Origin of the sequence: Gluconacetobacter entanii (assembly GCF_013155425.1) — a bacterium.
Classification (GTDB): domain Bacteria; phylum Pseudomonadota; class Alphaproteobacteria; order Acetobacterales; family Acetobacteraceae; genus Novacetimonas; species Novacetimonas entanii.
In genome coordinates, this window is record NZ_JABJWD010000107.1 from 1 (window position 1) to 24224 (window position 24224).

Sequence of the window (24224 nt, forward strand, 5' to 3'; positions counted from 1 at the left end):
GCAACGCCGTCAGAATGGCGGCATAACAACAACCGGGTATAGCTTATTCAAACCCAAAAACTGTCCGAACAGACGGGTCCACCTCTGTTCCGCTGACCACGCCACGACTGAGTGGTACCTGACGATGCGTACACCGGTCATCAAGTGCGAACACCAGCCCTGCCTCTGGACGGACAATGACAACCGGTCTGCTGCCGCAATAAACCCCGATTGCTTTTTGATGTCTCAGATCTGCACTGCGCAAAGCGGGATACCATTGTGCATTGTGGTCCGGATCAAAAGGTTGCAGTAGAGTATGTGTCATGCCCATGACAATTCCTCCAAAATCTTGTTAATGGACGAAGGTCGCCGCCACGCAAGCACGTTGAACCTTCGCCAAGTCTGAAAGTGTATTGTGAACCTCAGGCGGTAATTGCCTACCGTCCTTATTGGTGAAACGCATTGTCGTAGACGGTGTAATAATCACGCGCCTTCGTAGACATTCTGCACGGATCTTATCTATCCATCGCATCGCGCTATAGACATCCGTTGGAATCCGATTCAGGCCGTCCACAACTCCCAGAAGAAGGTCACAGCGCGGATTAAGATTAGAGAGCACCGATGGAAGTTCTGCGCCGCCGCGCACCATATCGATATGAAGGCCATTCATCGGCAATGACATGACGTGGGGCAGGTTACGCCAGAAGCCCCCTCCTCCCCCGACGAAGACGAGGGATAGTGCATGTCCGGATGCCACCTCTGCCATGCTCCGCCATGCCAGTTCCATCGCCGTCTGGCGTTCTTTCGACATCGGACCAGCCGTTGTGACAGGTTCCGTAATCTGAACCCAGAAACAGCCTGCCGTGGCGAGTTCGTGTAGAATCTCGATGTACACCGGAAGAAGCTTCAATAACAACAGGACAGGGTCCGTGCCGTCAGTCCGGTCACATGCGGCAAGAAAGCTCACTGGCCCTAGAAGCACAGGCACAGTCGCGATCCCGCGTTGCCATGCATCAACAAATGCATCGCGGACAGGATTGCTGCATAAGTGGAAGAACGTCTGATCTGTCAGTTCGGGCATGCGCTTCCTGCCGCACTGAGGAGCCTTCCCCACACCCACCATCTGTGCTGTCTGCCACACGCGATGCCAGTCATCCGGGCAGGAATTGGACGCTACATGCGAGACGCCTGTGCGCCGCTGCAAAGCGGTCAATGCGGGGGTATCAAAACCCGAGAGACCAAGCGTCCCGGTCAGTAGCATGAGGGTTCACCGCAGGTCTGCGCATCATCATGCCAGTTTGTAATTGTGGAAGTGCCGTGTCGTTCAGCGACAGGCAAGCCTATGCAGTGCTGCAAAGCCGTGCTCCTGCCTCCGGTTCATCCCGCCCGGCGGCCGTGAGATCGACAGTGGCAGGTCTCCTGGCTCACGGATTATCGCAGATCGTGTCTACCTTCCCGTTGCTGACACAACAGTGGCCCATTCCCCTCAGAAAATGGACGACACGACCCCATACCGCTTACAGTTGCGGGAGCAGCCACCGACTGGCTTCCGGGACGGACCCTGCCGAAGCGGAACGGTGTTCCCTTTTCATCCGTTTGCACGGAACCACTGACTATATAGAAGGCGAATATGCCACCACCTTCCACTTTTCAGCAATGTTTTCCTTTCAATGCTGATCAGACGGCCAAGTACACTCTACGTCTTATCATATTCATACGTTTTATATGATTTAACAATAATATAAATTAGTACTTTCTGTTCGTGTATTTATACTTAAAAAGTAATGCTGCTGTGCAGGCCGAAAATCGCTTCGTCACCTACGCGGCGCAAACCGGTCCAATCCGGCGCGCCGCCCGAAGGGTGCCATACGTACTGAAAATCAGGCTGCATGACCATCCACGGCGTAACCTGCGCCTGATAGGTCAGTTCAAGATGGTTTTCATTGCCCTGCACAAGCGTCTGACTGTCGCGGTCAAATTGCCGCAGGCCGGAACTGGCGCGACCAATGCCCCAGCCCAGACCGATCGTGTCGTTATCGCGCCCCTTAAACGGCGCCTTAAGATTCAGGCCGGCGTCAATAGCGAAGCTGATCTGGTTACGATCACCGCCATTACCCGTGGCGCGTACGAACACGCCCACCGAGCGGGCCGATGTGAGCGACGGCCGCCAGATCATCTGGTCGATGATACCATACACCATCCAGTTACCCCGGTCCCAGCGCGGGGTCAGGTCACTTTGTGGCGTGGCAGCAGTGGCGTTGGCCACTGCTGCTCCTAACGAACCGCCATTGCGGTTGTAACGATAGTCGGCGAACTTCGCGGTATCATAGAACCCGCCCAGCTTGTACACGCCCGGCAGGCCAGGATTCTTGGTCACGTTCGACATGTCGGCCGGCTGCGGGTTGAGCGCGTATTGCAGTTCGGTCATCAGCAGGGCACCGGTGCCCATGTTGAAATTGGTGCCGTTGGCGCCATCATAGGTCTGGCTGGTGGGATCGGAATTATAGCCACTGATGGAGCCGGTAGCCTGCTGGATGGGGGTAGAATTATAGCGGTTACCCGGCGGATTGTCGTCCGCTGCGGCAAACATGAAGGTGAACTTCTCGCTCGGCCGGTAGCGGATCCGGATGGCGGGAGACGACAGCGGCCAGGACGGCCCGCCGCCATACAGGTTGACCGAGGGCGCCATGGGCCAGCCGAAATTGGCGTTGAGGTAAAGCGAGGCGTAATCGCTGATCAGGAACTCGGTATCAAGATCCTGCTGGCCGATCTTTACGTCCAGCTTGCCGCCAAGGAAAGACTGCTGGTACCATAGTTCGAACAGGCGGGTGGAACGGTCAGCCTCAAATCCGCTGACAGGGTTGAAATTGGCCAGATGGTCCTGCGAGATCGAGCGCCCGCGTGTCTGCAGTGCGCTGACATTGAACAGCCCGCCCTTCAGCCCGAACAGTTTCTCGGTATCGACGGTCAGCGTGGGCATGGTTACACCGTCGTAGGACGGGCCGGTGCCTGATCCGCCTGCACCATCATTACCAGAAGCCGAACCGCCAGTCCCGTTGCCCCAGAGTTCATCGACTTCCTGGATGTCGAAGCTGATGCCGTGCTTGTACATCCATGACCGCGCGCCCCACATATTGCCTAGCAGGTTACCACTGGTGTCGAGTTTATCGTCACCAGCCGCCTTCTCCGCAGCATCGGCTTGCGCGCGCTCCGAATCACGTATGGTTGCTGGGTCGATCTGCTCAACCAGCGGAGTGGAGTTGCCAAGGCGCGCCCGATCTTCCTCGATCTGGGTCTGAGGAGCCTGAGCATAAGCGGCTGAGTATGCGAAGAGGCTTCCTACCAGAGTGGAATTGATAAAAAGCACACGAGCCGAGCGTCGCGTAACGCCCGGAGAGTCAAGAAATGTCATGGAGGGAGCCTGTCGGGGAAGCGTCGGTAAAAGGAGCAACAATTCCGAATGCAGTCATTTCCCGACTGGGAAACAAACACGCATGCCATCGCGACAGAGCGTCAAAGAAGAAAATGCATCACGCCTTGATCCGCCTCCGGCTCCACCCGCCCGGCGACATATCTGAACTCGACGGTAGGTCTCCTGACTCACGGGTCACCACGTTGCATCCGCCTTCCCAACCGAAGTCAGTGGCTGCTACCCAATCTGGTAGCTGAGGACACAATGCTCGCCGTCTACAGTTGCGGGGGCAGCTGTCGACTGAACTCCCGGGGAAATTGCCCCAGCCAGAGTTATACGACATTCCCTTTTCACCCGTTCGCACGGGACCGTCGACTTGATAGACAGTGTTATAAAATTCTTATCCCCAAAAAGGCAAGACAGGATAATTAGAGAAATCCCTTCCTGATGGATATTGACCGCCTGCGCTTCGGCGTTTCACCTGCAGCCGTGGCAGTTCATGTCAAATTATGTCAGGCTATGCTCTTTTAGGAGTTTTAGATTAAGGGAGAGTAGATTATACCCCTGCAGGCCATAAACGCGGAAGCCGGTGAGATCCCGGCACGGTTGCGCCACTGTAAGCAGGTGTAGAACACAATTTTCTACCCGAAAGTCAGACCCGCGCATGGCTCCGTTCCGAGCGAAACAGGACGCATTTTTCCTGAGGAGTCGTATAAAATGTCTGATACTGCAATAGGTTCCCACGCTATCCCCTCTCCCGCGCCTATTCCCGTCAGGGAGATAGCGCCGTGGTTGGTTTTCGGCTTGCTGATGCTGCTGGCCCTTTATTTTGTCGGCGCAGAGGAAGGGGCGACATCAATTATTCCTGGCATGTATGTGCACGAGTGGGTGCATGACAGTCGCCATCTTCTGGGTTTCCCCTGCCACTGACATGGAAAACAGAATGATGGTCCGCACCCTACTTATTCGCGGAATGCTCGTCGGTTTTCTGGCCGGCATTCTGGTATTCAGTTTCGCAAAAGTTTTTGGAGAACCTCAGGTCGATCATGCCATTGCATTTGAATCTGCCATGGACGAGGCTAAAGCCAAGGCAGATCTGGAGCGAGGCATCCATGATGTTGAAGAGCCGGAACTTGTAAGCCGGAAACTTCAAGCCAGTTACGGATTGCTCACAGGTGTAATGGTTTACTCGACAGCGTTTGGCGGGCTTTTCGCTCTTGTATTTTCTTATGCAAATGGGCGCATGAAAAGCACAGACCCTCGTGTTGTGTCTGTTCTGCTGGCGATAACCGGGATTATTGCCGTATATGTGGTGCCAAGCATCAAGTATCCTGCCAACCCGCCATCCGTAGGAAACCCGGATACAATTGGCATGCGGACAGAATTGTATTTTATAATGATGCTGGTCTCCCTACTGGGGATGATCGCAGCCACAATGCTTCAGGGACGCTTACGTCAGCAATATAATGCATGGACGGCAACCTATCTTGCAGGCGCGTGTTATATTCTGATTGTCTTTACAACAGGCGAGTTACTTCCTGCGGTTAATGAAGTCCCCTCTAATTTCCCTGCTGATTTGCTCTGGAATTTCAGGATTGATTCCTTAGGCATGCAGATCATCATGTGGACCACACTGGGTCTGGGTTTCGGTGCCTTTACTGAATATGCAAATCGAAACCGGTTTGGATATCGTAATGGCGCTAACATTCAGCTTAATGGGGTGACTACACGAAAGTGCATTTAACGTACGCTTAGAGAGAACGTTAAACGAACTATCATGTAAGGTTTAGCTGTAGGCTGAGGCGCATCCCTTTCGGCCGTAGTTTTACAAAAGGTCGCGTAAGTCTCTCGTAACCTGCGCTCGGAAAAAGGTGACGAGTGATCTATCCGCAGCAAGCGCTCAGTTTCGAAGGTGCTATCGTCATGAACTCGAGGCAGACAGGGACTCAATTGTTCGACGTGGTAGATTGAAACAGTAGAAAATGAAGAATGTTTTAAGTGGGCACCGATAGGTAGATTGATCGGACAGTCACTCTATCCAAAGGAACACGCCCGATGTTTTACGAAATTGCCACACACGGCGTGATAACCGTCATATTATTCTGTGGCTTTCTCGGCATGCCACTGCTGGGCATCGTTGCAATGATCCTAGATCTGCGCCGAAAAGATGATCCGAGAGAACCTGCGACCGCTGGCCGAGGGCCAGTCTGCATTGCCTATACTATCTGATTGCTGGCTCAGTTTCCGCCGCTTGACTGTAAATGCCATAAAATCTGACGCAGACGAGTTTTAATCTGCCTTGGTTAAAGTCTACGCGCGTCATATGGTGATATCATACCAAACTTGATCGATGATGTACGCGCGCTTGGCGCGTGCTCCTTATGAGAGACGCCGCCGGAAGAACCAACGGCGCCAGTCTCCTGCCTTGTAGCAAGACTTATTTAGAAACACCAAGCGGTGCCGTGAATATACGCCCGTCGACATCCGTGAAGCGAATAACCGATCCGTTTGCCGGCGTATGGGCCTGCGTTACCCACGGGAGGGTAATGGTCGCCTTCGCCCCCATCGGCGCACGGATACCGTAGGGCCCCGGGCCAAATTTGTTATAGGCGTAATCATTATCGAAGTTCTGCTTCGTCAGGGCTGACAGAGCTTTGGCATCCCAGTGTTCTGCGATCACTTTGTCCGGCCCGATAACGGCTGCATCAACGATGTGCACGGGTGCTTCAGGCGTTCCTGCATCCAGATAGGCATGAACGCGAATACCGCCATCAGCGAGAACGACCGCATTGGACAGCGTCACGTGATGCTTCGTCGGGCTCACCGGCCCACTATGGAACGGCGTAACGACGGAACCGCGAAAATAGCTGTAGGTGCTGACGTTGTAGATCAGGACAAAGCCGAACAAAGCCAGCGTCAGGTTCCGGAATGGAATATCCGCCAGCGGAAGCGGAAGCGCGCCGCTCGCCCAACGAAACCAGGCGCTGTCTGCGAGACGCGGACGTCGGGCCAGCAACACATTGTCGAGGCTGAAAGCACTCGATCCGCCGAGCAGCAGGGTCGTTCCCATAGCCAGGTTACACGCGGCCATCGTCCATTCGTCGATACAGGTCGCGCCCTGCCAGCCGAACATGGCCATCAGGATCACGGAAAAACCCATCGAGACGAGCGCGGACGCCCGGGTCATGAACCCTGCCATCAGCGCGGCACCGGCGATCAGCTCGGCGGCGCTGAAGACGATGACACCTGTGTAGAGGAGCCAGAAATGCTTCAACAGGAACGAGATGACGTGTTCAAAGCCGAACAGCGCCCCAGGCATCGCGGTTTGAAATTTGTTGGCCATCCAGTTGTGGCCGCCCCAGGCGTCGAGCTTGGAAGGCGCATAGATGAAACGGCGCGACCCGCCGCCCCAGTAAATGAACCCCTGAATGACCCGCGTTGCCAGCAGTGCGAGGCCGCCGATGCGCCAGTTACGCTCGGCTTCGGTCAGGGGTCGGGCGGTGGCGCCAAAAACGGCGCGCTGCGCTGATGCGTGTGTGATACTCATGTTCGCCTCCATTTACTCGCTGTCGTGATCCGGCATGCTGCCGCCGTGATAGGCCTTGAAGCCGTAGCGTTCGAAAATCGCCAAGGCGGTTGGCGACTTGATGAAATCGAGCCAGAGCTTTGCGGCCTGAGGGTGCGCGGCCCCCTTCACCATCGCGCCCGCGTAGATCGCCGTGCTGTTCTGATCGGCGGGAATGTCCACATGGCTGATGGCGTGCCCGGTCTGTTCCTGGAAGATCGCTTCGGACTGCCATGTCACACCGGCGTCAGCGAGGCCCTGCATCAGGAATAACGGCGTTTGCCGATGATGAATATGCGTCAGGACCGTGCTGCCGTTGGCAATTTTCGTCTTGTAGACGGCGTTGGCCAAAGCTTTGCCGCCCGCCTTGTCCAGTGATGCCTCGATCTGGCGCGCGATGCCCTCGAATTCGGGATTGGGCATCGCAAGCCTGATGCCCGGGCGGCCGAGATCCTTCAGGGATTCGACGTGGCCGGGATTGTCTTTCGGAATCATGATCGTGAGCGTGTTCGTGACATAGGGCACGGCAGGCGCCGCAAGCAGGCCACTCTTGATATACTGATCGATCTTCTTGAGGCCCGCGAAATAGGCGTCGGGCTTGGCCGTCCACGTCATATTGCCGGAGGTGATCGTCCCGCCTGCTTCGATCTGGCGGATCAGCAATCCGGGCGGGATCGTCTCCCAATAGATCTTTCCGGAGAATTCGGGATGCTCATGCTCGAACGCCGAGACGAGCGGCGCCATGGCGAAGAAGTAGTTTCCCCCGACATACAGGACGAGGCTCGGATTCGTGATGTCGCCATGAAAATCGGCCAGAACATCGACTTCCGGGACGGTGAATTCGAAGCCGCGCCGTGTCGCGTCGTTGTTCTGGCCGTGCTGCCACGGCGGAAACACGTCTTCTGCGTAATGCGGGGTCTGCGCCTTGCCGTTCCATTGCACCGGATCGGCCAACGCCGCAGCAGTCGACAGCACGAAAGTCGCCGCAGCTGTGGCCAACAGGGTTTTTCTTATTCTTGACGGTGTCATGGTCGTTCTCACTTCACGTAGCCGAAACCGGCATGTTGCAGTTCAGGGATCGTTGCCACGATGCCGGGGGTCAGGACGACGCCGTCGATCAGGTGATTGGTCAGTTCGGCGGCCATCTGCTCGTGTGACAGACGATCGGGATTGATACCTTTCTCGATCAGCTTGCCCGTCTGCTCCCAGATCGCGTTGTGGCAGGCCATGAAGACGACGCCGCGTTTTTGCAAAATCGGGATCGTGTTGCCTGCCGCTCCGAAAAGGCCTTTCGTATCCTCGTGAGCCGAAGCATCGAGAGCACCGTCTGGCGTTTTGATAAGCGTGTTTGACGCAAAGGCCGGCCCGGCGAGCTTCGCCAGCTGATACTTGTCCCAGATTGTCTGGTCATAGAGGGCAAGGTGAGCGGAGCCATGCGTGGCCGACACCGCGAGAAAGTCCGGGTGTCTGAACGAAAACACCTGTGCGTTAACGGAATTGCGCATCAGGTTGAGCCAGGGGCTATCGATTGCTGTGTTGTCCCAGACCTGCTTCCGCTCGCCGCGATAGGCGATCACCAGATCAAGTGCCTGGGCGTCCCACATGTGCGGGTCGTCGAGCACCATCGGCACGGTCCTGAAATCGCGGCGGCGCGGGGATCTGGCCAGCTGCGAGGTCAGCACGGCAAGATTGCCGGTTCCGTCCGCATGGGACGAGGAAGATCGTGCTGCCAAGGCAGTGGAAGTGGTGGCGATCGTGGCGCCGGCGGTGGCCGCCATCAGGCCCAGCAGGGCATGGCGACGGTCGGCGCGAAGGTTTGAAGTCATGTCGTTCATAGTCGGTCTCCTTTGGAGAGCCTGATCATGCGCTTCTCTTGATCACCTGAACCAACTCATTTGAAAGCACGAAACGTTCGATTTTCTTGATCGCTCGTCGATGTGACTTCGGTCATAGCCCCTGAAAGATCACCCCGGAGGTCCATTTCAGGCCGATGAAAACCCGCACAGCTCCACGATCGCTGGCGACACCGCCCCCGAGACCACCGCTTATTGTTACTGCCGGCTCCAGAATATGGTTAAAGCCGATATCAACGAAGCTCGACAGGCGTCGTTGCCTGGTTTGCTGCTGACGCACCACATCGGCGACCAGCGCAGTTCGAGGCCCTATCAGATGCGAGCTGACCATCCCGACCATCCATCGTTTCGGCCGCTCGTCAGGCCGAACCCTGAAGGATCGCGTCCAGGCGATTTCTATGCCGACCCTGGGCGCTTGCCTGGAACGGCCAAGCGATTTCGTCGCAACGAACTGGACGCTGTCGCGTGGTCCCTGATGGCCGCCCCCATAAGGCTCCTGGCGGATGAGCGATATGAGCATGGCCGGAACGTAGCGCCCCTGCTGGCGGAAGTTCCATTCCACTTCCGCGCCCGCCAGATTGCCATGAACACTTGACGCGTCGCCGAACTGACGCACGGGCGCAAAGCTCAGTTCGATCCGGCCGGGCAGCCCCAGCTTGATGGCCGGACCACCCCGCGCGCTGTAGCGCCCGTCGCCGGCTATACTCACGCGCTCGGCCGTTTGCAGCGCGACATGTCCTGACGGCGTGACAAAGGCGTCCTTGAGCCTGACGGGTAAATTAGCGCTCAGACCCTGGGGATCGCCCTGCGCGTGCACCGGACCCGTCAGGCACCAGGCAAACACGGCGCACAGGCACGCCCCCACAAACTCATTGGCCCTGTTGCGCAACAATGCGGCGTTATGGCCGCGGTGCCTAGCCCACGGCAACGAGAACAGCACCGAGGGCGATCAGGACAACCCCGCCCCAGCCTTTGGCGGACATATGTTCGCCCAAGACCAGGACGCCGAAAATCGCCACGAAAACGACACTCAGCTTGTCGACAGGCGCCACGCGCGCCGCATCGCCCAGCTTCAACGCGCGAAAATAGCATAGCCATGATGCTCCCGTGGCGAGACCCGACAGCACGAGGAAGAGGACCGTCCGCCCACCGATGGGGTCTAGCGCGCGCAGCTTGCCGGTGAGGGCAAGCAACGTTCCCAGCACGACGACGATGACGATCGTGCGCACGAAAGTTGCGATATCAGAATCAACCCCCTGAACGCCGAGCTTGGCGAGGATTGCCGTCATTGCCGCAAAGGCGGCTGATAACAGAGCCCATACCAACCAAGGGGGCACACCTGAGCCATTCATGATCATGATGCCCTATCGGTTAGGCGTCTTCTTCGGTTGCGGTCTGGGCGATGCGGATGGCGCCCGTGTTGAACCCGTCGGCCGTGATATGGCCCAGCGCCACGGCACCGATGCAGAGAATGACCGACGCAGCCACGTTCACGGACGCCCGCCCCCAGGCATCGTTACGGATCAGGTCGAGCGTCTGCAGGCTGAAGGATGAGAACGTCGTATAGCCGCCGCAGAGCCCGATCATCACGAAAAGACGCATGTTTTCCGACACCGGATAGCGCCCGTCCGCAAGGGTCAACGTGCCGAAGAAACCGATCACGAACGAGCCGAGCGCGTTGATGGGGAGGATCGTGCCCCATGGGATGAAGCGGCTGATCGGCATGGCCGCGACGGAAACCAGGTAACGCGCCAACGTGCCGAGAGCGCCTCCGACCATGACGATAAGACAGGTTGTAAACGACATGCCATTCCCTTTCTGCGCGAGTTCGGACGGAACCCGCTGTTTCGGGCGGCGAAATGCAGACGCACTCCCACCGCCATTGTGTCGCGGTAGGAGCCATCAGCCCTTGCGAGGGCGGTTGAAGGGGGAGCTCCATCCCCTTGTCGGGAGAGTTAACATAAAGCGGTCGCAGTGCGCTACTTCAGGGTGCCGCCGTCGGGGCATGGTTAATCCCGAGAAGAGCCGTTTCCTGTATTTGTGACCTGCCAGCCCTCCTTTTTTGTTGCTCGCCCTCACTGCCGGGCGCACATAATCCCGATGACGCGCGAACAGCAGAATTTCGTCGTCCTGGACAAGGGGATGGGGTTCCCCTGAAACCGCCGCAAGGCTGATGACTCCTCTGTGCCGCAATCGGTACGAGGAGACATGTGCGCCTCTCTTCGTCCCGAAGGTCGTTTATCTTTGGAGTGGAGATCTATCATGCACATACTGGCCATTCTCGATCGGCCTGGGCCGGCGCTCCAGACCCTTCGCACCGTCGATAGCCTCATGGTGCGTTTGCAAGATTGCAAGGTGACGATCCTGCATCCGCGGCAGGAGACCAATCCGGACTTCCAGTCTGAGGACGAAGGCATCGAGACGCAGAGCGAACACGCCGAGTTCGAAAAGCGCGAACAGAATTTGAGTGGTACCTTGCGCGACATCGCCGAGCGATGGATGACGACGCTCGCGGACACGGGCTCAGCACAATGGCTCCAGGCGATAGGCGACGTTCGCAGTATCGTCGCCGAACAAAGCCGGAAAGCCGATCTCGTGGTCGTCGGCAGACACATGCCAAGCGACCCCGACCGGACCAGAAAGACTCTCATGGCAGCACTTTTCGATGCCAACGCCGCCGTATTAATCGCTCCTGAGCAGGCGCCCCGGACGATCGGCGTTCGTCCCGTCATTCTGTGGGAGCCGTCCCGGGCGTTGGATGCCGCACTATCGGCGGCATGGAAGTTGCTGCTGACTGCCGAACACGTGACCTTCCTGATCGGAGCGCTCCCTGATGAATGTATGCCTGATCCTGCCCGGCGGTTGATGGATGCCGGCATCAGTGTCGGTATCGACCGTTTTCGGATTGATGACGGTGAAGGGATCGCGCTTCGCGATCATGCACTGCGCGCAAATGCGGATATTCTCGTTATGGGCGCCTATACGCATCCGCGTTTCTTCGAAAGGCTTTTCGGAGGCGTGACCGAGGACATTCTTGCCCACGAGATGCTGCCATTGTTGATCCATCACTGAACATCGATGCCGATGCCGCGCTTGATATCCCAAGCGACTTCACGCGCGGCATTGGACAACTCAGTTCCCCATGTAAGGGTGATTAGCTCCGGGCGTGAGCGCCGTGTAGAGCTGGTCGCGAATATTGTCGAAGCCGATCGTCAGCCACCGGGCAGAGGCGCCGTCTGTGGCAATCTGTCCCGAGGTGCGGGTAATTTCTTTCGATCCGTCACACATGGCTGCGGTGACCTGAGTCAAACCGCCTTTCGGCCCGCCTTGGGCAAATTCCGTTTCGGCGGAGCAGAGTTCGTCCTTGGCAGGCAATCGCACGGCGTTGAGATACATCACGATACGACGGCTGTCTGCCGATGCCACGCCGTCCTGTGTCGGATAAAGGGCAGCCAGCGTCGCGTCTGTCTGACCCGGAACCGTTCCGATGAACTTGACGGGCAGGCTCTTGTAGTCCCACCACAGACGCGCCCGTTCATGCGAGGGATTGTTGCTGCTGGTGATTGCCGTTCCGCATCCGCCAAGCAGAGCCAGTCCCGTCAGGACGGAGGCGAGAGGCAGAACCTTCGATTTGCCAAAAATTTTCATGGAAGCCTGTTCCCGTGATCGCATTTCGGCGCATGATTTTTCGGAGGGGCAGAGACACTCTCCGGAATGCAAATCATTGCCTTTCGAGCTTCGCGGCCAGGACCGATTTCCCGCCTCGCTTCTCGTGAAGACTTTGATACGATCAGGGGACGAGGCTGAAAATTGAAACGTATCGCTTAGAACGTTCGATAAAATAGATTACCGGGTTGCTCTTTCACCCGGAAGGCCTCATTCGAGAAAAGCTCAGCGCCCTGCAACGCGTTTCTCAGGGTAATGCGCCGCAATGCGCTGGTTCATTGGATACACGGTCGACGAAATCAGGCCGTACGCCGATGCGCTCTACTCCGGGGTTGCGATGCAGGGAGAGACGAACAGATTTCCCGCCCACCCGCTGGCGAGCGTCTTGGCCGCGACGACCAGCCACATGATGGCGAGCATCACGCAGAACACCGTGCCCGCGACGCCGAAAAACCCGCAATCGAGCATCGCACCGAGCCGGAACGTTGCGACCGTGTAAACGCCCAACGGGAAAGTATAGCCCCACCAGCCGAGATTGAACGGGATGCCCGAGCGCCAGTAGCGCGCCGTGATCAGGCACGCCATCAACCACCACCACAGCCCGAAGCCCCACAACAGCAGCCCCGCCAAGACCCCCATGCCGTGGGCCGCGATGCCGATCTCCCGCAGGCCATGCAGCGCCATGATTGCAGGTGCGTCCCCACCCAACACCAGCATTCCGAGCGCGCCCGTGCCGATCGGTCCCAACGCCAGCCAGCATGACGCCGCCATGCTCTCATGCGGCAGTTTGTGCAGCGCCATGCGTAGCGTCAGGATCGTCAGGATGCCGAACGCGACCGGCACCGAATACGCCCAGAGGACATAGGACGTGAGCAGCACGGTGAGCTGCGTGCCCGCATCCGCCAGATGCGGCGCGATCTGTCCCCCGGATGCCCCCGCCACTTCGGCCGCCACGACCGGTAGCAGCCAGATCGCCGTCATGCCTTCCAGACGATGCTCGTGCCGTGTGAACATCAGATATGGGATCAGCACCCCGCAGGCGATCGACATCGCCACGTCCAGCCACCACAGCGCATGGGCGATGCCCACGATGCCCTCACCGAACAACGAAATGCCGAACGCGATGCCGCCGTTGATGATTGTCGCCAGTCCCATTGGTATGGTGCCGAAGAACATCGATACCGTGCCATGCCCGAAGATCCGCCGCGCCTCGTGGCCGAACATCATCCACCGCGCGGCATAAAGCCCGGCGAACAGGGCAAACAGGGCGATGTTGAAAAGCCACAACGCTGTGCCGACGCCGTGGAGATACGAACCGGCGACGGGGATCTGCGGTAGCGCGAGGGCCAGGATACCCGTCCCCATGGTGGCAGCGAACCAGTTGGGCGTGAACTGGCGGATCATCTCGCGCGGATGGGCGAGGTTCTGCAGCGGCTTCGTCATGGCTTGTTCACTGTGACAGGGGCGCCCAGCAGGGCGAGAAAGGCAGTTTCCGCCGGCGACAGGCGGCGTTGCGGGTGGCGCAGCGCGCGGAACTGCCGGTCCGGCAGGTTCATGGGCACGGCGCATAGCAGCCCGGCCTCGATCCGGCCCGCCACCACGCTTGCCGAGAGCACAGCAGCAGCGGTCCCCGTCTCCACGGCGCTGGCCATCGCCTCGTTGGACGCGACCTCCAGCATCACGTCGAGATCGGCCGGATCGACGCCGAGGGCGTGGAGTGCGTGTTCGAACTCGATGCGCGTGCCCGACCCGGCCTCGCGCAGAACCCACGGGCTGCGCGCGAGATCGCGGGTCGCGGGCGGGGTCGACGCCCATGGGTGATCGGGGGCCACGACCAGCAGCAGCTGATCCTGAGCGACGACATCGCTGTGCAAGTCCGGCGTCGGCAGATCGCCTTCCACCAGGCCAATCGACGCCTCGCCCGATTGCACCCCTGCCGCAATATCGCGTGTATTGGCGATCGTGACGTGTAGGCGAATGCCGGGATACGCGGCGCGGAACGCATTCAGACGCGCGGGCAGCCAGTAGCTCGCTATGGTATGGCTGGCATGCAGGCGCAGGCTGCCGTCGCGCAGGCCCGCGAGGTCGAACATCCGCTCGCGCGCGATGTTTGCGCGGTTCAGCACGGTGCGCGCTTCCTCAAGGAACAACCGACCGGCCGGTGTCAGTTCGATGCGGCGACCGATCCGGCTGAAGAAAGCAAGCTGGAATTCGCCCTCCAGTTGGGTCACGGCATGACTGACGGCGGATTGCGTCAGATTGAGGAATTCGGCGGCCCGGGTGATGTGCTCGCGCTCGGCGACAGCTGCGAAAATCCGAAGTTGTTCCAGCGTCATGACACTACCGCCCGGGTCAGGGCCACCAGCACGGCACAGCCAAGGGCACCAAGCGCAATCGTTAGCGCGCGCTCCATCCCAGGACCGACCGAGTAATGCGTCGTATCCGCCGCGATTGCCGTACGCGTGGCTTGGAACCGCCGATACGCTGCGGCGAACAGAACAACGCCGAGCGCGACGAACACGACGCCCAGTTCGGCGGTGACCCCATAAGGGCGCGGTGCGGCGGCATCGTGCTGGTCTGCCGCCAGACGCAGGAACAGGTCAAATTTCGCCAGTACGCCGCCGAAGGCCACAATGGCAAGCGCCGTGCGGAGCCAGGCGAGAAAGGTCCGCTCATTGGCTGCGTGATCGGTATAGCGCGGGATCATACGGCCTGCGCCAGCCGGTCGGCGACCTCACGGGCCTGCACGCGGATTTCCGGAATGGCAATGGACTCCAGCAGCACGCCGAGCCGCGCCGGGCCGATTGTAAACAGATCGTCCGCCACGTCGCCCTCCGCGTTGATGAGCGCACCGTCCGGCGTGCAGGACAGGCCCGCGCCCTTGAAACCAGGAACTATCTCACCCCGATTGAACAAATCGTGCAGCAAGGGCGCGTCTGCGCGTTGGTATTTCAGGCTGGGGCCGGTACAGTTGATGACGTGGGCGGCGGTGATCGTCATGTCGTCGCCGGCCCTGACGATCAGGCCATCTTCGCCGGTGCTGATTGCGGTCACGCGCCCGTCAAGCACGCGCAAGGTTCCGGCCTGACGCTCCTGGTCAAGGATATCTGCAATATGCGGAGCCATACGATGCCGCAGGATTTCCCAGCGCCGTAGCAAATGCCGCTGGAAACGGGATTTTTCGACATCCGGCAGCGCCAGCCACAGCGTGTTGATGACCGGACGCATGCTGTCCACCGCCGCCCGCCAGTCGGTGCCGCGTTTCAGTGCCGCATGGAAAGCGCGCAGGTAGGCGAGTGCGGTTGATGCTGTATTTCCGGGTGTAAAGACAGGTGCTGGCAGCTTCGTGTATGCCGCATGCCGTTCGGGAAACAGGCCGCGACGCGACAGGGCCGTCACCTGTCCGCGGTGGCCGTTCTCCCGCAGACGCAGTAGTACGTCGATCGTGGTCAGGCCGGTGCCGATCAGCGTCACCGCGTCATCGGGCGCAACGTTGGCCAATGCCCGTTCATCCCAGGCGTTGTGGTGATAGCGGCCGGTGTCGTCCAGTTCGCGCGGGATACCGGGCAGGCGCGCCGGATCGAAATGCCCGGAAGCCAGCACGACCTGTCTGGCATATAGCACCTCCCCGTCAGCGAGTGTCACGGCAAAGCCGCCGTCGATCCGGTGACAACCGACGGCGCGCTGCCGGACGTGCTCAGGAGCTGCGATAGAATGCAGGTTGCGAAGATAAAGGCCATAGAGCGCGCGCGGCACGAACTCCCCGTCATCGATCGTGCCGGGCACGTTCTCGGCCAGCCAGCGCAAGAAGTGGTCGGGGTCGGCCGGGTCGGCGCTCATGCCCTTGGCCGGGACATTCAGGAGATTTTTCAATGACGGTGTTGAGTAAGCGAGCCCGAAGCCGGGACGGTCGGACGGATCGACCAGCGTCGCAGTCATACCGTAGCGGGTGGCGAGGTTCCACGCCGTCAGCGTGCCGCTTGCGCCCCCACCGATGATGACGATGTCGTGTTGATCGGGCTCGGTCATATCGTAACTCTCCTGGATTGCGTGTCACCAGAATGATCCGAAGCTTCTGAACCATCCATGAGATTGTCTAGATTGGAACGTTCGAAACTATCGAACTGTCTCCCTGACCTTCGCATACAACATAATTGCCGCCAGTCATGCTTCCGTTGCAGGCACAGCAGCTAAACGCACAAGCGTTCGGTAAACCGTCGGCCGTGACACTGAAAAGACGTCGGCGAGATCGCTGATCGAGTAATCGCCGGTGTCGTACATCCGGCGCAGTTCCTTCTGCTGCCGCTCGGAGAGCTTGGGCTTCTTGCCGCGCAGTTTGCCCTTGGCACGGGCAACCGCCATGCCTTCGCGGGTTCGCATCCGGATCAGGTCGGCCTCGAACTCGGCGAATGTTGCGAGGATATTGAAGAAGAGCTTGCCCATCGGATCGGACGGGTCATGCACGCTGGCACCGAGCTGGAGGCGTACGCCCCTGGCGGCGAGGTCGTCTCCGATCGCGCGCGCGTCCGGCACCGATCGGGCCAGCCGATCGAGTTTTGGCACGACGAGGGTGTCACCGCGTCGCACAGCTGCCAGAGCCTGATCCAGGCCAGGGCGGGTCCGGGTCGTTCCGGTGAATCCCTTGTCAGTATAGATCCGTTCAGCGGCGACCCCGAGGTTGAGCAGGGTCTCACGCTGCACGGCGAGGTCCTGCTTGTCGGTCGAGCAGCGGGCGTAGCCAATCAGGACGTGCGTCATGGGAAATATTGTAACGTATAAGGACCCTTCATCGCAAAAAATATCGTACTATCTATATGAGACTCTGTTCTTGGCCGTTTTCCATGGGTCATCTGGTCGGCCAGAGCGGGTCCGTTCAACGATCCTCTTTCGGACACATCAGGGAGATGTACGATCATGGCGCGCCGTCGCCTGCTGACCCGCGAAGCGCTTGCGCGACATCTTGATCCCTCCGTCGATGAACGTGAGATCACGCGAAATTTCACCTTGGGACAGGACGATTTCGATCTGATCGCGACCCGTCGCGGCGATGCATCCCGGTTGGGCTTTGCGATGGTCATGCTCTACATGCGTTGGCCGGGACGCGTTCTGGAGGAACGCGAAACGCCACCCGCCCCCATTCTGGCGTTCGTGGCACGGCAGCTCGATCTGTCACCCGGCATCTGGCAGCACTATGCGCGTCGTGACGAAACCCGCCGGTCGCATCTGGCCACTCTCATGCGGCGTCACGGCTACCGGGCCTTCGACCGGGCGGCGTTTCAGGATCTGACCCTTTTTGCGATGCCGATCGCGCAGAACGTGACCCAGCCATCCCGTCTGGCCGTGATCCTGATCGACGAGATGCGACGCCGCAAGATCCTCCTGCCGTCGGTAACGGTAATCGAGGCGCTGGTCCGCCGCGCCCGTCAGCAGGCAGATCAGCTTGTGCAGGACGTGCTGTCGGGTGACCTGACGCCTGATACCCGCTCTCGCCTGGACAGAATCCTGGAGCGCCGCAGCGAGCGCAGTGCCTCCTGGCTGTCATGGCTGCGCAATCCGCCTCTGTCACCGGCATCGCGCAATGTGCTGCGTCTGCTGGAACGCCTCGATCATGTGAGGGCGTTGAAGCTGGACGCCTCGCGCGCCGCGACCATCCCGCGCATGGCGTTCGACCGCCTGAGTGACGAGGCCGCCCGGATCACCCCCCAGCATCTGGCCGAGCTTCCCGTCGGTCGACGCCATGCCATTCTGGTGGCGGGTGGGATCCGGTTCGAAGAGATACTGACTGATGCCGCGCTGACGATGATGGATAAGCTGCTCGGCAGCATGATGCGTCGCGCCGAAAATCGCACGCGCGACAAGGCGATCGTCACGGTGCGATCACTGCAGGCGCAACTGCGCCTGCTGATGGCCTCGTGCCGTCACCTGATCGAGGCGCGCGCCCGAGGCATTGATTCGCTGTCGGCCATCACGGCGATCGATTGGCCGCGTCTGGACGAAGCAATTGGCAAGGCTGAAACCTTGACGGCGCCGGAAACGGTCGACCGCACGGCTGAACTCATTGATCGGCACCGGTCCATTCGTCCGGCTATCGGGCCATTCCTCAACGCGTTCCAGTTTCGGGGTGGTCGTGCCATGCAGGGGTTGCTGGAGGCGGTGCAGCTCATTGGCGATCTCTACCGCACCGGTAAACGTCGCTTGCCGGAAACGTGCCCGACCCGGTTCATCCCGCCGTCCTGGCGCGCCTTCGTCAGGCAGGATGGGGTGCTCGTGCGCCCAGCCTACGAGCTATGCGCTTTGATCCAGCTACGCGAGCGCCTGCGCGCTGGTGACGTCTGGCTGACGGAAAGCCGTCAGTACCGCGCCTTCGACAGCTATCTCTTGCCGGAGGCTACCTTCGCGGCGATGCGTGCCCGTGGTCCGCTGCCCTTGGCGATCAACGGAACAGCCGAGGCCTTCCTCTCCCAACGGCGCGCCACGCTGGATACCGCGTTAATGCAAGTATCGGACTTGGCTCGACAGGGGAAACTGCCGCAGGTGCGCCTGGACGGAAGTGGCCTCGTGATTTCGCCGTTGAAAGCGATCACGCCCTCAGTCGTCGAGGATCTGCGGCGGGCCGCGTATAATCGGCTGCCACGGGTCAAGATCACCGATCTTCTGCTGGAGGTCGATTCCTGGACCGGCTTCACCGACTGTTTCACCCATCGGCGCTCCAGCCGTATCGCTGATGACAAGAACGCGCTGCTGACGGTGATCCTGGCGGACGGGATCAATCTCGGGCTGACTCGTATGGCCGATACCTGTCAGGGTGCTACCCTGCGCCAGCTGGCCCATCTGCATGACTGGCACATCAGCGAGACCGGCTATACCGAAGCGCTCGGTCGCCTCATCGAGGCGCATCGCACCGTGCCGCTGGCGGCGTTGTGGGGCGACGGCACATCATCGTCGAGCGACGGACAGCAATTTCTTGCCGGTGGCCGGGGTGCTGCGATCAGCGACATCAACGCGCGTAACGGCAGTGAACCGGGCGTGAGTTTCTACACCCATGTCTCCGATCAGTATGATCCGTTTGCGACCCGGGTAATTGCCGCAACGGCCGGGGAAGCGCCGTATGTGCTGGACGGCCTATTGTATCACGCGACCGGCCTGTCGATAGAGGAACACTATACCGACACGGGTGGCGCCTCGGATCATGTCTTCGGGCTGATGCCGTTCTTCGGCTATCGGTTCGCACCGCGGCTGCGGGATCTGAAAGAGCGCAAGCTGCACCTGCTGCCCGGCCAGATCCCGGGTGATCTTCTGGGCGGCATGACCGGTGATCCGATTGCGGCCGATCATGTCGCGGCGCACTGGGACGACGTTCTGCGTCTGACGATGTCCATTCGCAGCGGCACCGTGACGGCCTCGGCCATGCTGCGCAAGCTCGCCTCCTATCCCCGGCAAAACGGTTTGGCGGTCGCCTTGCGCGAAATCGGCCGGATCGAACGCTCAATCTTCATGCTCGACTGGTTGCGGGATCTGGATTTGCGCAGACGCACCCAGGCCGGGCTAAACAAGGGCGAGGCACGCAACGCACTCGCCCGGGCGCTGTTCTTCAACCAGTTAGGTGAATTGCGGGACCGGCGTTTTGAAAATCAGGCCTACCGCGCATCGGGCCTGAACCTGCTGGTCGCGGCAATCATTCTCTGGAACACGCGCTATCTGCAAGCCGCCATCCAGTCACTCGGCATTCCCGATGATCTGGCGCGGCATATCGCGCCGCTCGGCTGGGAGCATATCTCCCTGACGGGCGACTATCGGTGGAACGTCGAGGAACAACCGGAAACCGGAAAGCTGCGGCCGCTCCGGATGCCTGCTTCCTTGCTGGCTGCATGACTTCGAACGGGATGTTCTTCAGGCGTTCACCCTAAGCGTACGTAAAACGCACTTTCGTGTAGTCAGCCCTTAATGCCCATTAAAATGGCTTGAAGTTAAAAACGTGAGAACTGGCGTTGACTTGAAGTCACGCCAGATACTCAATGAAAATTACGAGATTTTTCCGCGATATTTATGGGAAACTCGCCAATATCCATCACAACGTACTGTTTTCGGTTGCCGATTTCCCCATGCGCCAACAGGCATAGGAAAGGGCGAAAATTTCGCGACCAGATGGTGCCCTTCCCTTTTCTTTCCACAAGCAGTCCAAAAACCAGCATCTGCCCTGACAGAACTACAGACTAATATTAAGCCCGACAATAATATCACGCGTCGCTGTTTCGTGCCCCAGTGTCATGGACACTATGCCCGCCACCTTCATATCGGCGCTACGCCACAGTTCATCGTTCCAAACAAAGGAGCGATCGGCCCATGCTGATACGATTTAACCATGACTCGGGCTGTCCATCACACCGACAGTTCGCCCTGCTGTCGGGTAAGAGCGTTGGCGATCATAGCCGAAAGCAACCTGAATGCTACGGCGTTAAGGCGTCATTGTCATCCCATGCCACACGCGTCCGGATGGTCAAGGGTCAGAAGCAGGCGCGTAACAGGAACCGGGAGATCCGAGATGGGCGGCGAACGGTGAAGCACGGCCCCTTTTGTTGACCAGCCGGGATATAACCGCCCTTTCAGCAGGGTGATCCAGCCCGCTGGCGTTTCATGGATGGTGTCGCTGTCAGCGTATTTCCACTGAACGCCGGGGCCAGTGTAGGTGCACAGGCAGCGCAGTGGAACATGGTCAACATGAAAGCGGCGGCAACTGTCGTGACTGACCTTTTCCAGCCGGAAGCGGATTTCGGGTGTGCCTGACAGGCGCTTGTAACGGCGGGCAAGGCGCAGGGCGTCTTCAGCCAGCGCCTGCGTGCCTGCCGGCAGGAGCGCCTGCAACGCGCTTTCAAGCATTTCAATGGTGCCACGCCTGAGAAACAGCGCCGGGCCGTGCGCATTCCATAATGCCGCAGCCTGCATGATATCCTGCCCCAGGTGACGTTCCTGCTGAACGATGAAACAGTCGTGCCTGTCAATATTCTGGAACGGCATCAGGATGGTAGAAAACGGACGGGTCGGACAGGACTGTCTCATGTCAGGGCCTTTAGGGATTGTTATATTATAACATTGCATATAAGTTCGGCGGATCGCAACCCAATGGATGGTGTCCGTCATGCGCGAAAGACTTCCGGTAACGGTTCTTTCCGGCTTTCTGGGAGCTGGAAAGACAACGCTTCTCAACCATGTGCTCAATAATCGCGAGGGCCGGAAAGTCGCTGTTATTGTCAATGACATGAGCGACGTGAACATTGACGCCGACCTGGTGCGCGACGGCAGTGACCTGTCCCGAACAAATGAAACGCTGGTCGAGATGAGCAATGGCTGCATCTGCTGCACGTTGCGCGATGACCTGCTGCACGAAGTACGGCGGCTCGCCGAAGAAGGCCGCTTCGATTACCTTCTGATTGAATCGACAGGGATTGCCGAACCACTTCCGGTTGCAGCAACATTCGAGTTTCGTGACGAAGCGGGCGAGAGCCTGTCCGACATTGCGCGGCTCGATACGATGGTCACGGTGGTGGATGCCGTCAACCTGCTGAAGGATTACGCCTCAACGGACTTCCTGCGCGACCGGGGCGAGACGGCAGGCGATAGGGATGACAGGGCACTGGTTGACCTGCTGGTCGAACAGATCGAGTTTGCCGATGTGGTGGTGCTGAACAAGATCTCGACCGCCACAGCGGCGCAGCGCGAGGCCGCGCGGCAGGTCATTCAAGCTCTGAATGCCGATGCGGATATTATCGAAACCGATCAGGGCATCGTGCCCTGCGCACGCATTCTGGATACGCACCGCTTCGATTATGACCGGGCGCACAAACACCCGCTCTGGTACAAGGAACTGTTCGAATTCCACGACCATGTTCCCGAGACCGAGGAATATGGCATCCACACTTTCGTCTGGCGTGCCCGCCGCCCGCTGGTGCCCGAATGCTTCAAGGCCTTTATCGACTCTTCCTGGCCGGGCGTGATCCGGGCGAAGGGCCATTTCTGGCTAGCAACCCGCCCGGACTGGGTGGGCGAACTGGGACAGGCGGGCGCACTGGTGCGCACCCAGGCCATGGGGCGCTGGTGGGTGACGATACCCAAAAACCAGTGGCCGGACAGTGATGAATGGCGCGACCTGATCCTGTCGAAATGGGACCCGGTTTATGGTGACCGTCGGCAGGAGATCGTATTTATCGGCACGGCAGAAATGGATGATGCCGCCATTGCCGCGGTGCTGGATGCCTGCCTTGTGCCCGACTTCGATGAGCAGCAGTTCGATCCGTTGCTGTTTGCCCATCTGCCTGACCCATTCCCCGCCTGGGGGCAGGGAGAAATGGCGGATGCGTAAGGTGACGGAAGATAACGAACGGACATTACGCCACGAGATGTGGCGGCGGTATGCAGGCAATGACTGGGCCGCCTTTGACGCGCTGCCCCCAGCAATCCGCCAGCGGGTAACAGCGCATGCCTATGATGCCTGGTCGGTCAATGTGATGATGCTGTGGCAACATTACAAACGGCTTTATGGACGCACGATGCGCGCCGAGCGCGCGCTGATCCGGTATCTTGATTATTGCGAACGGCTGGAGCGCGAAGCTTTCGCGTCACGCTACAGCGCAGCCTACGGCATGGTCCTGCCGCATGACGCCGCCTGCGTGTCAGTGCTGAGGTAAAATCAGTATTTTACTATCATGGCACTCGTATTTTCAGAGAGCATCCTCATTGGGATCGCCAGCCTGAAAAATAATCCGATGCTGCCCGTTGGGACGATTATGCTTGTAGAGCGTTCAATGGAAATTTCGTGCCTTAACCACGATATTTTCTCGCAAGCGACCCTGCTCAGGGTCGGAGAAATCGTGCAACGACCGATTTCCCACATCGGCCAGCAGGAAGGACAGATCCACAATCTCACGCGTCACGAGATGCATCACCTCCCCTTCCTTCTGCAGTCGCCCCACGACCCCCAGCATCTGGCCTGAGAGGACCACACGACGAAAGCGCTCGAACATATCGGGCCAGATGATCACGTTGATCGCGGCCGTTTCGTCCTCCAACGTCATGAACACCACGCCCTCGGCTGAACCGGGCCGCTGGCGGACCAGCACCAGTCCAGCCACCGACAGGCTGCTCCTGTCCCTTGCCTCAAAGGCTTGCCGGCACGTCACCATTCCGCGCTCGATAAGATCGGCACGCAGGAACGCCACGGGATGATCCCGCAGGGTCAGGCCGGTGCGGTTGTAATCCCGTGCGACCTCGGCCCCGTCCCGCATGGGCTGGAGCAGCACATCAGGTTCTTCCGCTTCACGCATGACGGCGGCTGCGGCAAACAGCGGCAGGGGTTCGTCACGTAGTGCCTTGATGGCCCAAAGCGCCTCGCGCCGGGCCAGACCCAGCCCCGGCCGGAAGGCGTCCGCCTCGGCCAGATGGGCCAGGGCCGCCCCCTTCACCCCTGCCCTGCGCCACAGATCATCGACCGAGGCAAAGGGCCGGTCGCCCCGCGCCGCCACGATGCGGGCTGCATCCTCATTGGCCAGCCCTTTCACCAGGTTCATGCCCAGACGGACGGCAAACAGCCCGTCATCCCGCTCCGGGCCTTCAGGCGTGCTGTCCCAGCGCGAGGCGTTGATGCAGACCGGCCGGATCTCGACCCTGAATTGCCCCGGGTTTTGTGGAGACGGAACGACCCGAGAGGTAAGAAGGATTCATGAGCACCAAATCGAAGCGTTTTCCGCCTGAGTTT

At 59.4% G+C, this 24224-nt stretch carries 22 protein-coding genes, 1 pseudogene and 4 riboswitches; of the genes and pseudogenes, 6 read left to right on the top strand and 17 right to left on the bottom strand.

The window, feature by feature from the left end; all coding sequences use genetic code 11:
- Positions 1 to 43: 43 nt before the first annotated feature.
- From HNH97_RS15645 to HNH97_RS15655, 3 genes are all read right to left on the bottom strand, one after another.
- Positions 44 to 310: a Rieske (2Fe-2S) protein gene (locus HNH97_RS15645; protein ID WP_338074417.1), complete on the bottom strand. Its 267-nt coding sequence runs from the start codon at positions 308 to 310 to the stop codon at positions 44 to 46.
- Between the two features lie 21 nt (positions 311 to 331).
- Positions 332 to 1060, bottom strand: coding sequence for a uroporphyrinogen decarboxylase/cobalamine-independent methonine synthase family protein (locus HNH97_RS15650; protein ID WP_231850456.1), 729 nt, complete (start codon positions 1058 to 1060; stop codon positions 332 to 334).
- 311 nt (positions 1061 to 1371) lie between these two features.
- A riboswitch (cobalamin riboswitch) is annotated at positions 1372 to 1605 on the bottom strand.
- A gap of 148 nt (positions 1606 to 1753) precedes the next feature.
- Positions 1754 to 3391: a carbohydrate porin gene (locus HNH97_RS15655; RefSeq protein WP_083824371.1), complete on the bottom strand. Its 1638-nt coding sequence runs from the start codon at positions 3389 to 3391 to the stop codon at positions 1754 to 1756.
- Between the two features lie 156 nt (positions 3392 to 3547).
- Positions 3548 to 3779: riboswitch (cobalamin riboswitch) on the bottom strand.
- A 329-nt stretch (positions 3780 to 4108) separates the two neighbouring features.
- Between HNH97_RS15655 and HNH97_RS15660 the strand changes: the two genes are divergently transcribed.
- Both HNH97_RS15660 and HNH97_RS15665 read left to right on the top strand, forming a co-directional pair.
- The gene (locus tag HNH97_RS15660; protein ID WP_010518378.1) at positions 4109 to 4321 is read left to right on the top strand and encodes a CbtB domain-containing protein; all 213 of its coding nucleotides are present in this window, start codon (positions 4109 to 4111) and stop codon (positions 4319 to 4321) included.
- Between the two features lie 13 nt (positions 4322 to 4334).
- Complete coding sequence (locus HNH97_RS15665; RefSeq protein WP_171791508.1) at positions 4335 to 5135, top strand: CbtA family protein; 801 nt, start codon at positions 4335 to 4337, stop codon at positions 5133 to 5135.
- A gap of 693 nt (positions 5136 to 5828) precedes the next feature.
- Here HNH97_RS15665 and HNH97_RS15670 read toward each other — a convergent pair.
- The 6 genes from HNH97_RS15670 to crcB form a co-directional block, all read right to left on the bottom strand.
- Positions 5829 to 6938 carry a TQO small subunit DoxD gene (locus tag HNH97_RS15670; RefSeq protein WP_231290067.1) on the bottom strand — a complete coding sequence of 370 codons (1110 nt, stop codon included), beginning with the start codon at positions 6936 to 6938 and terminating at the stop codon, positions 5829 to 5831.
- Positions 6939 to 6950: 12 nt separating this feature from the next.
- On the bottom strand, positions 6951 to 7985 hold the full coding sequence (locus tag HNH97_RS15675) for a substrate-binding domain-containing protein (protein ID WP_011251528.1): 1035 nt from the start codon (positions 7983 to 7985) through the stop codon (positions 6951 to 6953).
- 8 nt (positions 7986 to 7993) lie between these two features.
- On the bottom strand, positions 7994 to 8791 hold the full coding sequence (gene tetH / locus HNH97_RS15680) for a thiosulfate dehydrogenase (RefSeq protein ID WP_010510927.1): 798 nt from the start codon (positions 8789 to 8791) through the stop codon (positions 7994 to 7996).
- 112 nt (positions 8792 to 8903) lie between these two features.
- On the bottom strand, positions 8904 to 9749 hold the full coding sequence (locus HNH97_RS18035; protein ID WP_010510926.1) for a hypothetical protein: 846 nt from the start codon (positions 9747 to 9749) through the stop codon (positions 8904 to 8906).
- Positions 9724 to 10161 (bottom strand): EamA family transporter, encoded by a 438-nt coding sequence (locus tag HNH97_RS15695; protein WP_029335745.1) that lies wholly within the window; start codon positions 10159 to 10161, stop codon positions 9724 to 9726. The genes HNH97_RS18035 and HNH97_RS15695 overlap by 26 nt, the downstream gene beginning before the upstream one ends.
- Before the next feature lie 19 nt (positions 10162 to 10180).
- The gene (gene crcB / locus HNH97_RS15700) at positions 10181 to 10615 is read right to left on the bottom strand and encodes a fluoride efflux transporter CrcB (protein ID WP_010510921.1); all 435 of its coding nucleotides are present in this window, start codon (positions 10613 to 10615) and stop codon (positions 10181 to 10183) included.
- Between the two features lie 80 nt (positions 10616 to 10695).
- Positions 10696 to 10761, bottom strand: a riboswitch (Fluoride riboswitch).
- A 177-nt stretch (positions 10762 to 10938) separates the two neighbouring features.
- Positions 10939 to 10999, top strand: a riboswitch (Fluoride riboswitch).
- Between the two features lie 72 nt (positions 11000 to 11071).
- Between crcB and HNH97_RS15705 the strand changes: the two genes are divergently transcribed.
- A complete protein-coding gene (locus HNH97_RS15705; protein ID WP_010510919.1) occupies positions 11072 to 11881 on the top strand; it encodes a universal stress protein in 810 nt (269 codons plus the stop codon).
- A gap of 60 nt (positions 11882 to 11941) precedes the next feature.
- Here HNH97_RS15705 and HNH97_RS15710 read toward each other — a convergent pair whose 3' ends face one another.
- The 6 genes from HNH97_RS15710 to HNH97_RS15735 form a co-directional block, all read right to left on the bottom strand.
- Positions 11942 to 12457, bottom strand: coding sequence for a thioredoxin domain-containing protein (locus HNH97_RS15710; RefSeq protein ID WP_010510917.1), 516 nt, complete (start codon positions 12455 to 12457; stop codon positions 11942 to 11944).
- Between the two features lie 339 nt (positions 12458 to 12796).
- Positions 12797 to 13918, bottom strand: a complete 1122-nt coding sequence (locus HNH97_RS15715) for a TDT family transporter (RefSeq protein ID WP_010510914.1) — start codon at positions 13916 to 13918, stop codon at positions 12797 to 12799.
- On the bottom strand, positions 13915 to 14811 hold the full coding sequence (locus HNH97_RS15720) for a LysR substrate-binding domain-containing protein (RefSeq protein WP_010510913.1): 897 nt from the start codon (positions 14809 to 14811) through the stop codon (positions 13915 to 13917). Before HNH97_RS15720 ends, HNH97_RS15715 begins: the two co-directional genes overlap by 4 nt.
- Positions 14808 to 15182 carry a YidH family protein gene (locus HNH97_RS15725; RefSeq protein WP_010510909.1) on the bottom strand — a complete coding sequence of 125 codons (375 nt, stop codon included), beginning with the start codon at positions 15180 to 15182 and terminating at the stop codon, positions 14808 to 14810. The genes HNH97_RS15720 and HNH97_RS15725 overlap by 4 nt, the downstream gene beginning before the upstream one ends.
- A complete protein-coding gene (locus tag HNH97_RS15730; protein WP_010510907.1) occupies positions 15179 to 16504 on the bottom strand; it encodes an FAD/NAD(P)-binding protein in 1326 nt (441 codons plus the stop codon). Before HNH97_RS15730 ends, HNH97_RS15725 begins: the two co-directional genes overlap by 4 nt.
- Before the next feature lie 135 nt (positions 16505 to 16639).
- On the bottom strand, positions 16640 to 17233 hold the full coding sequence (locus HNH97_RS15735; protein WP_010510905.1) for a recombinase family protein: 594 nt from the start codon (positions 17231 to 17233) through the stop codon (positions 16640 to 16642).
- A gap of 156 nt (positions 17234 to 17389) precedes the next feature.
- On the opposite strand from HNH97_RS15735, the gene HNH97_RS15740 reads away from it, so the two are divergent.
- Positions 17390 to 20347, top strand: a complete 2958-nt coding sequence (locus tag HNH97_RS15740) for a Tn3 family transposase (RefSeq protein ID WP_010510903.1) — start codon at positions 17390 to 17392, stop codon at positions 20345 to 20347.
- Positions 20348 to 20944: 597 nt separating this feature from the next.
- Here the strand turns inward: HNH97_RS15740 and HNH97_RS15745 are convergent.
- Positions 20945 to 21532 carry a DUF1826 domain-containing protein gene (locus tag HNH97_RS15745; protein ID WP_039998454.1) on the bottom strand — a complete coding sequence of 196 codons (588 nt, stop codon included), beginning with the start codon at positions 21530 to 21532 and terminating at the stop codon, positions 20945 to 20947.
- 67 nt (positions 21533 to 21599) lie between these two features.
- Between HNH97_RS15745 and HNH97_RS15750 the strand changes: the two genes are divergently transcribed.
- Positions 21600 to 22832: a GTP-binding protein gene (locus HNH97_RS15750; RefSeq protein ID WP_007396807.1), complete on the top strand. Its 1233-nt coding sequence runs from the start codon at positions 21600 to 21602 to the stop codon at positions 22830 to 22832.
- Entirely contained in the window at positions 22825 to 23157 is a 333-nt protein-coding gene (locus HNH97_RS15755; protein ID WP_113596197.1) for a DUF6525 family protein, read from the top strand. Before HNH97_RS15750 ends, HNH97_RS15755 begins: the two co-directional genes overlap by 8 nt.
- Positions 23158 to 23271: 114 nt before the next feature.
- On the opposite strand, the pseudogene HNH97_RS15760 reads toward HNH97_RS15755, so the two are convergent.
- Positions 23272 to 24132, bottom strand: a pseudogene (locus tag HNH97_RS15760) (helix-hairpin-helix domain-containing protein); the annotation flags it as partial.
- Positions 24133 to 24224: the final 92 nt, after the last annotated feature.

Coding starts and splice junctions, on each gene's coding strand:
- HNH97_RS15730 (WP_010510907.1), bottom strand. CDS start 16,504: ATGACCGAGCCCGATCAACACGACATCGTCATCATCGGTGGGGGCGCA.
- crcB (WP_010510921.1), bottom strand. CDS start 10,615: ATGTCGTTTACAACCTGTCTTATCGTCATGGTCGGAGGCGCTCTCGGC.
- HNH97_RS15705 (WP_010510919.1), top strand. CDS start 11,072: ATGCACATACTGGCCATTCTCGATCGGCCTGGGCCGGCGCTCCAGACC.
- HNH97_RS15670 (WP_231290067.1), bottom strand. CDS start 6,938: ATGAGTATCACACACGCATCAGCGCAGCGCGCCGTTTTTGGCGCCACC.
- HNH97_RS15735 (WP_010510905.1), bottom strand. CDS start 17,233: ATGACGCACGTCCTGATTGGCTACGCCCGCTGCTCGACCGACAAGCAG.
- HNH97_RS15720 (WP_010510913.1), bottom strand. CDS start 14,811: ATGACGCTGGAACAACTTCGGATTTTCGCAGCTGTCGCCGAGCGCGAG.
- HNH97_RS15675 (WP_011251528.1), bottom strand. CDS start 7,985: ATGACACCGTCAAGAATAAGAAAAACCCTGTTGGCCACAGCTGCGGCG.
- HNH97_RS15645 (WP_338074417.1), bottom strand. CDS start 310: ATGGGCATGACACATACTCTACTGCAACCTTTTGATCCGGACCACAAT.
- HNH97_RS15655 (WP_083824371.1), bottom strand. CDS start 3,391: ATGACATTTCTTGACTCTCCGGGCGTTACGCGACGCTCGGCTCGTGTG.
- HNH97_RS15750 (WP_007396807.1), top strand. CDS start 21,600: ATGGTGTCCGTCATGCGCGAAAGACTTCCGGTAACGGTTCTTTCCGGC.
- HNH97_RS15665 (WP_171791508.1), top strand. CDS start 4,335: ATGATGGTCCGCACCCTACTTATTCGCGGAATGCTCGTCGGTTTTCTG.
- HNH97_RS15740 (WP_010510903.1), top strand. CDS start 17,390: ATGGCGCGCCGTCGCCTGCTGACCCGCGAAGCGCTTGCGCGACATCTT.
- HNH97_RS15745 (WP_039998454.1), bottom strand. CDS start 21,532: ATGAGACAGTCCTGTCCGACCCGTCCGTTTTCTACCATCCTGATGCCG.
- HNH97_RS15755 (WP_113596197.1), top strand. CDS start 22,825: ATGCGTAAGGTGACGGAAGATAACGAACGGACATTACGCCACGAGATG.
- HNH97_RS15695 (WP_029335745.1), bottom strand. CDS start 10,161: ATGAATGGCTCAGGTGTGCCCCCTTGGTTGGTATGGGCTCTGTTATCA.
- HNH97_RS15725 (WP_010510909.1), bottom strand. CDS start 15,182: ATGATCCCGCGCTATACCGATCACGCAGCCAATGAGCGGACCTTTCTC.
- HNH97_RS15660 (WP_010518378.1), top strand. CDS start 4,109: ATGTCTGATACTGCAATAGGTTCCCACGCTATCCCCTCTCCCGCGCCT.
- HNH97_RS15650 (WP_231850456.1), bottom strand. CDS start 1,060: ATGCCCGAACTGACAGATCAGACGTTCTTCCACTTATGCAGCAATCCT.
- tetH (WP_010510927.1), bottom strand. CDS start 8,791: ATGAACGACATGACTTCAAACCTTCGCGCCGACCGTCGCCATGCCCTG.
- HNH97_RS15710 (WP_010510917.1), bottom strand. CDS start 12,457: ATGAAAATTTTTGGCAAATCGAAGGTTCTGCCTCTCGCCTCCGTCCTG.
- HNH97_RS15715 (WP_010510914.1), bottom strand. CDS start 13,918: ATGACGAAGCCGCTGCAGAACCTCGCCCATCCGCGCGAGATGATCCGC.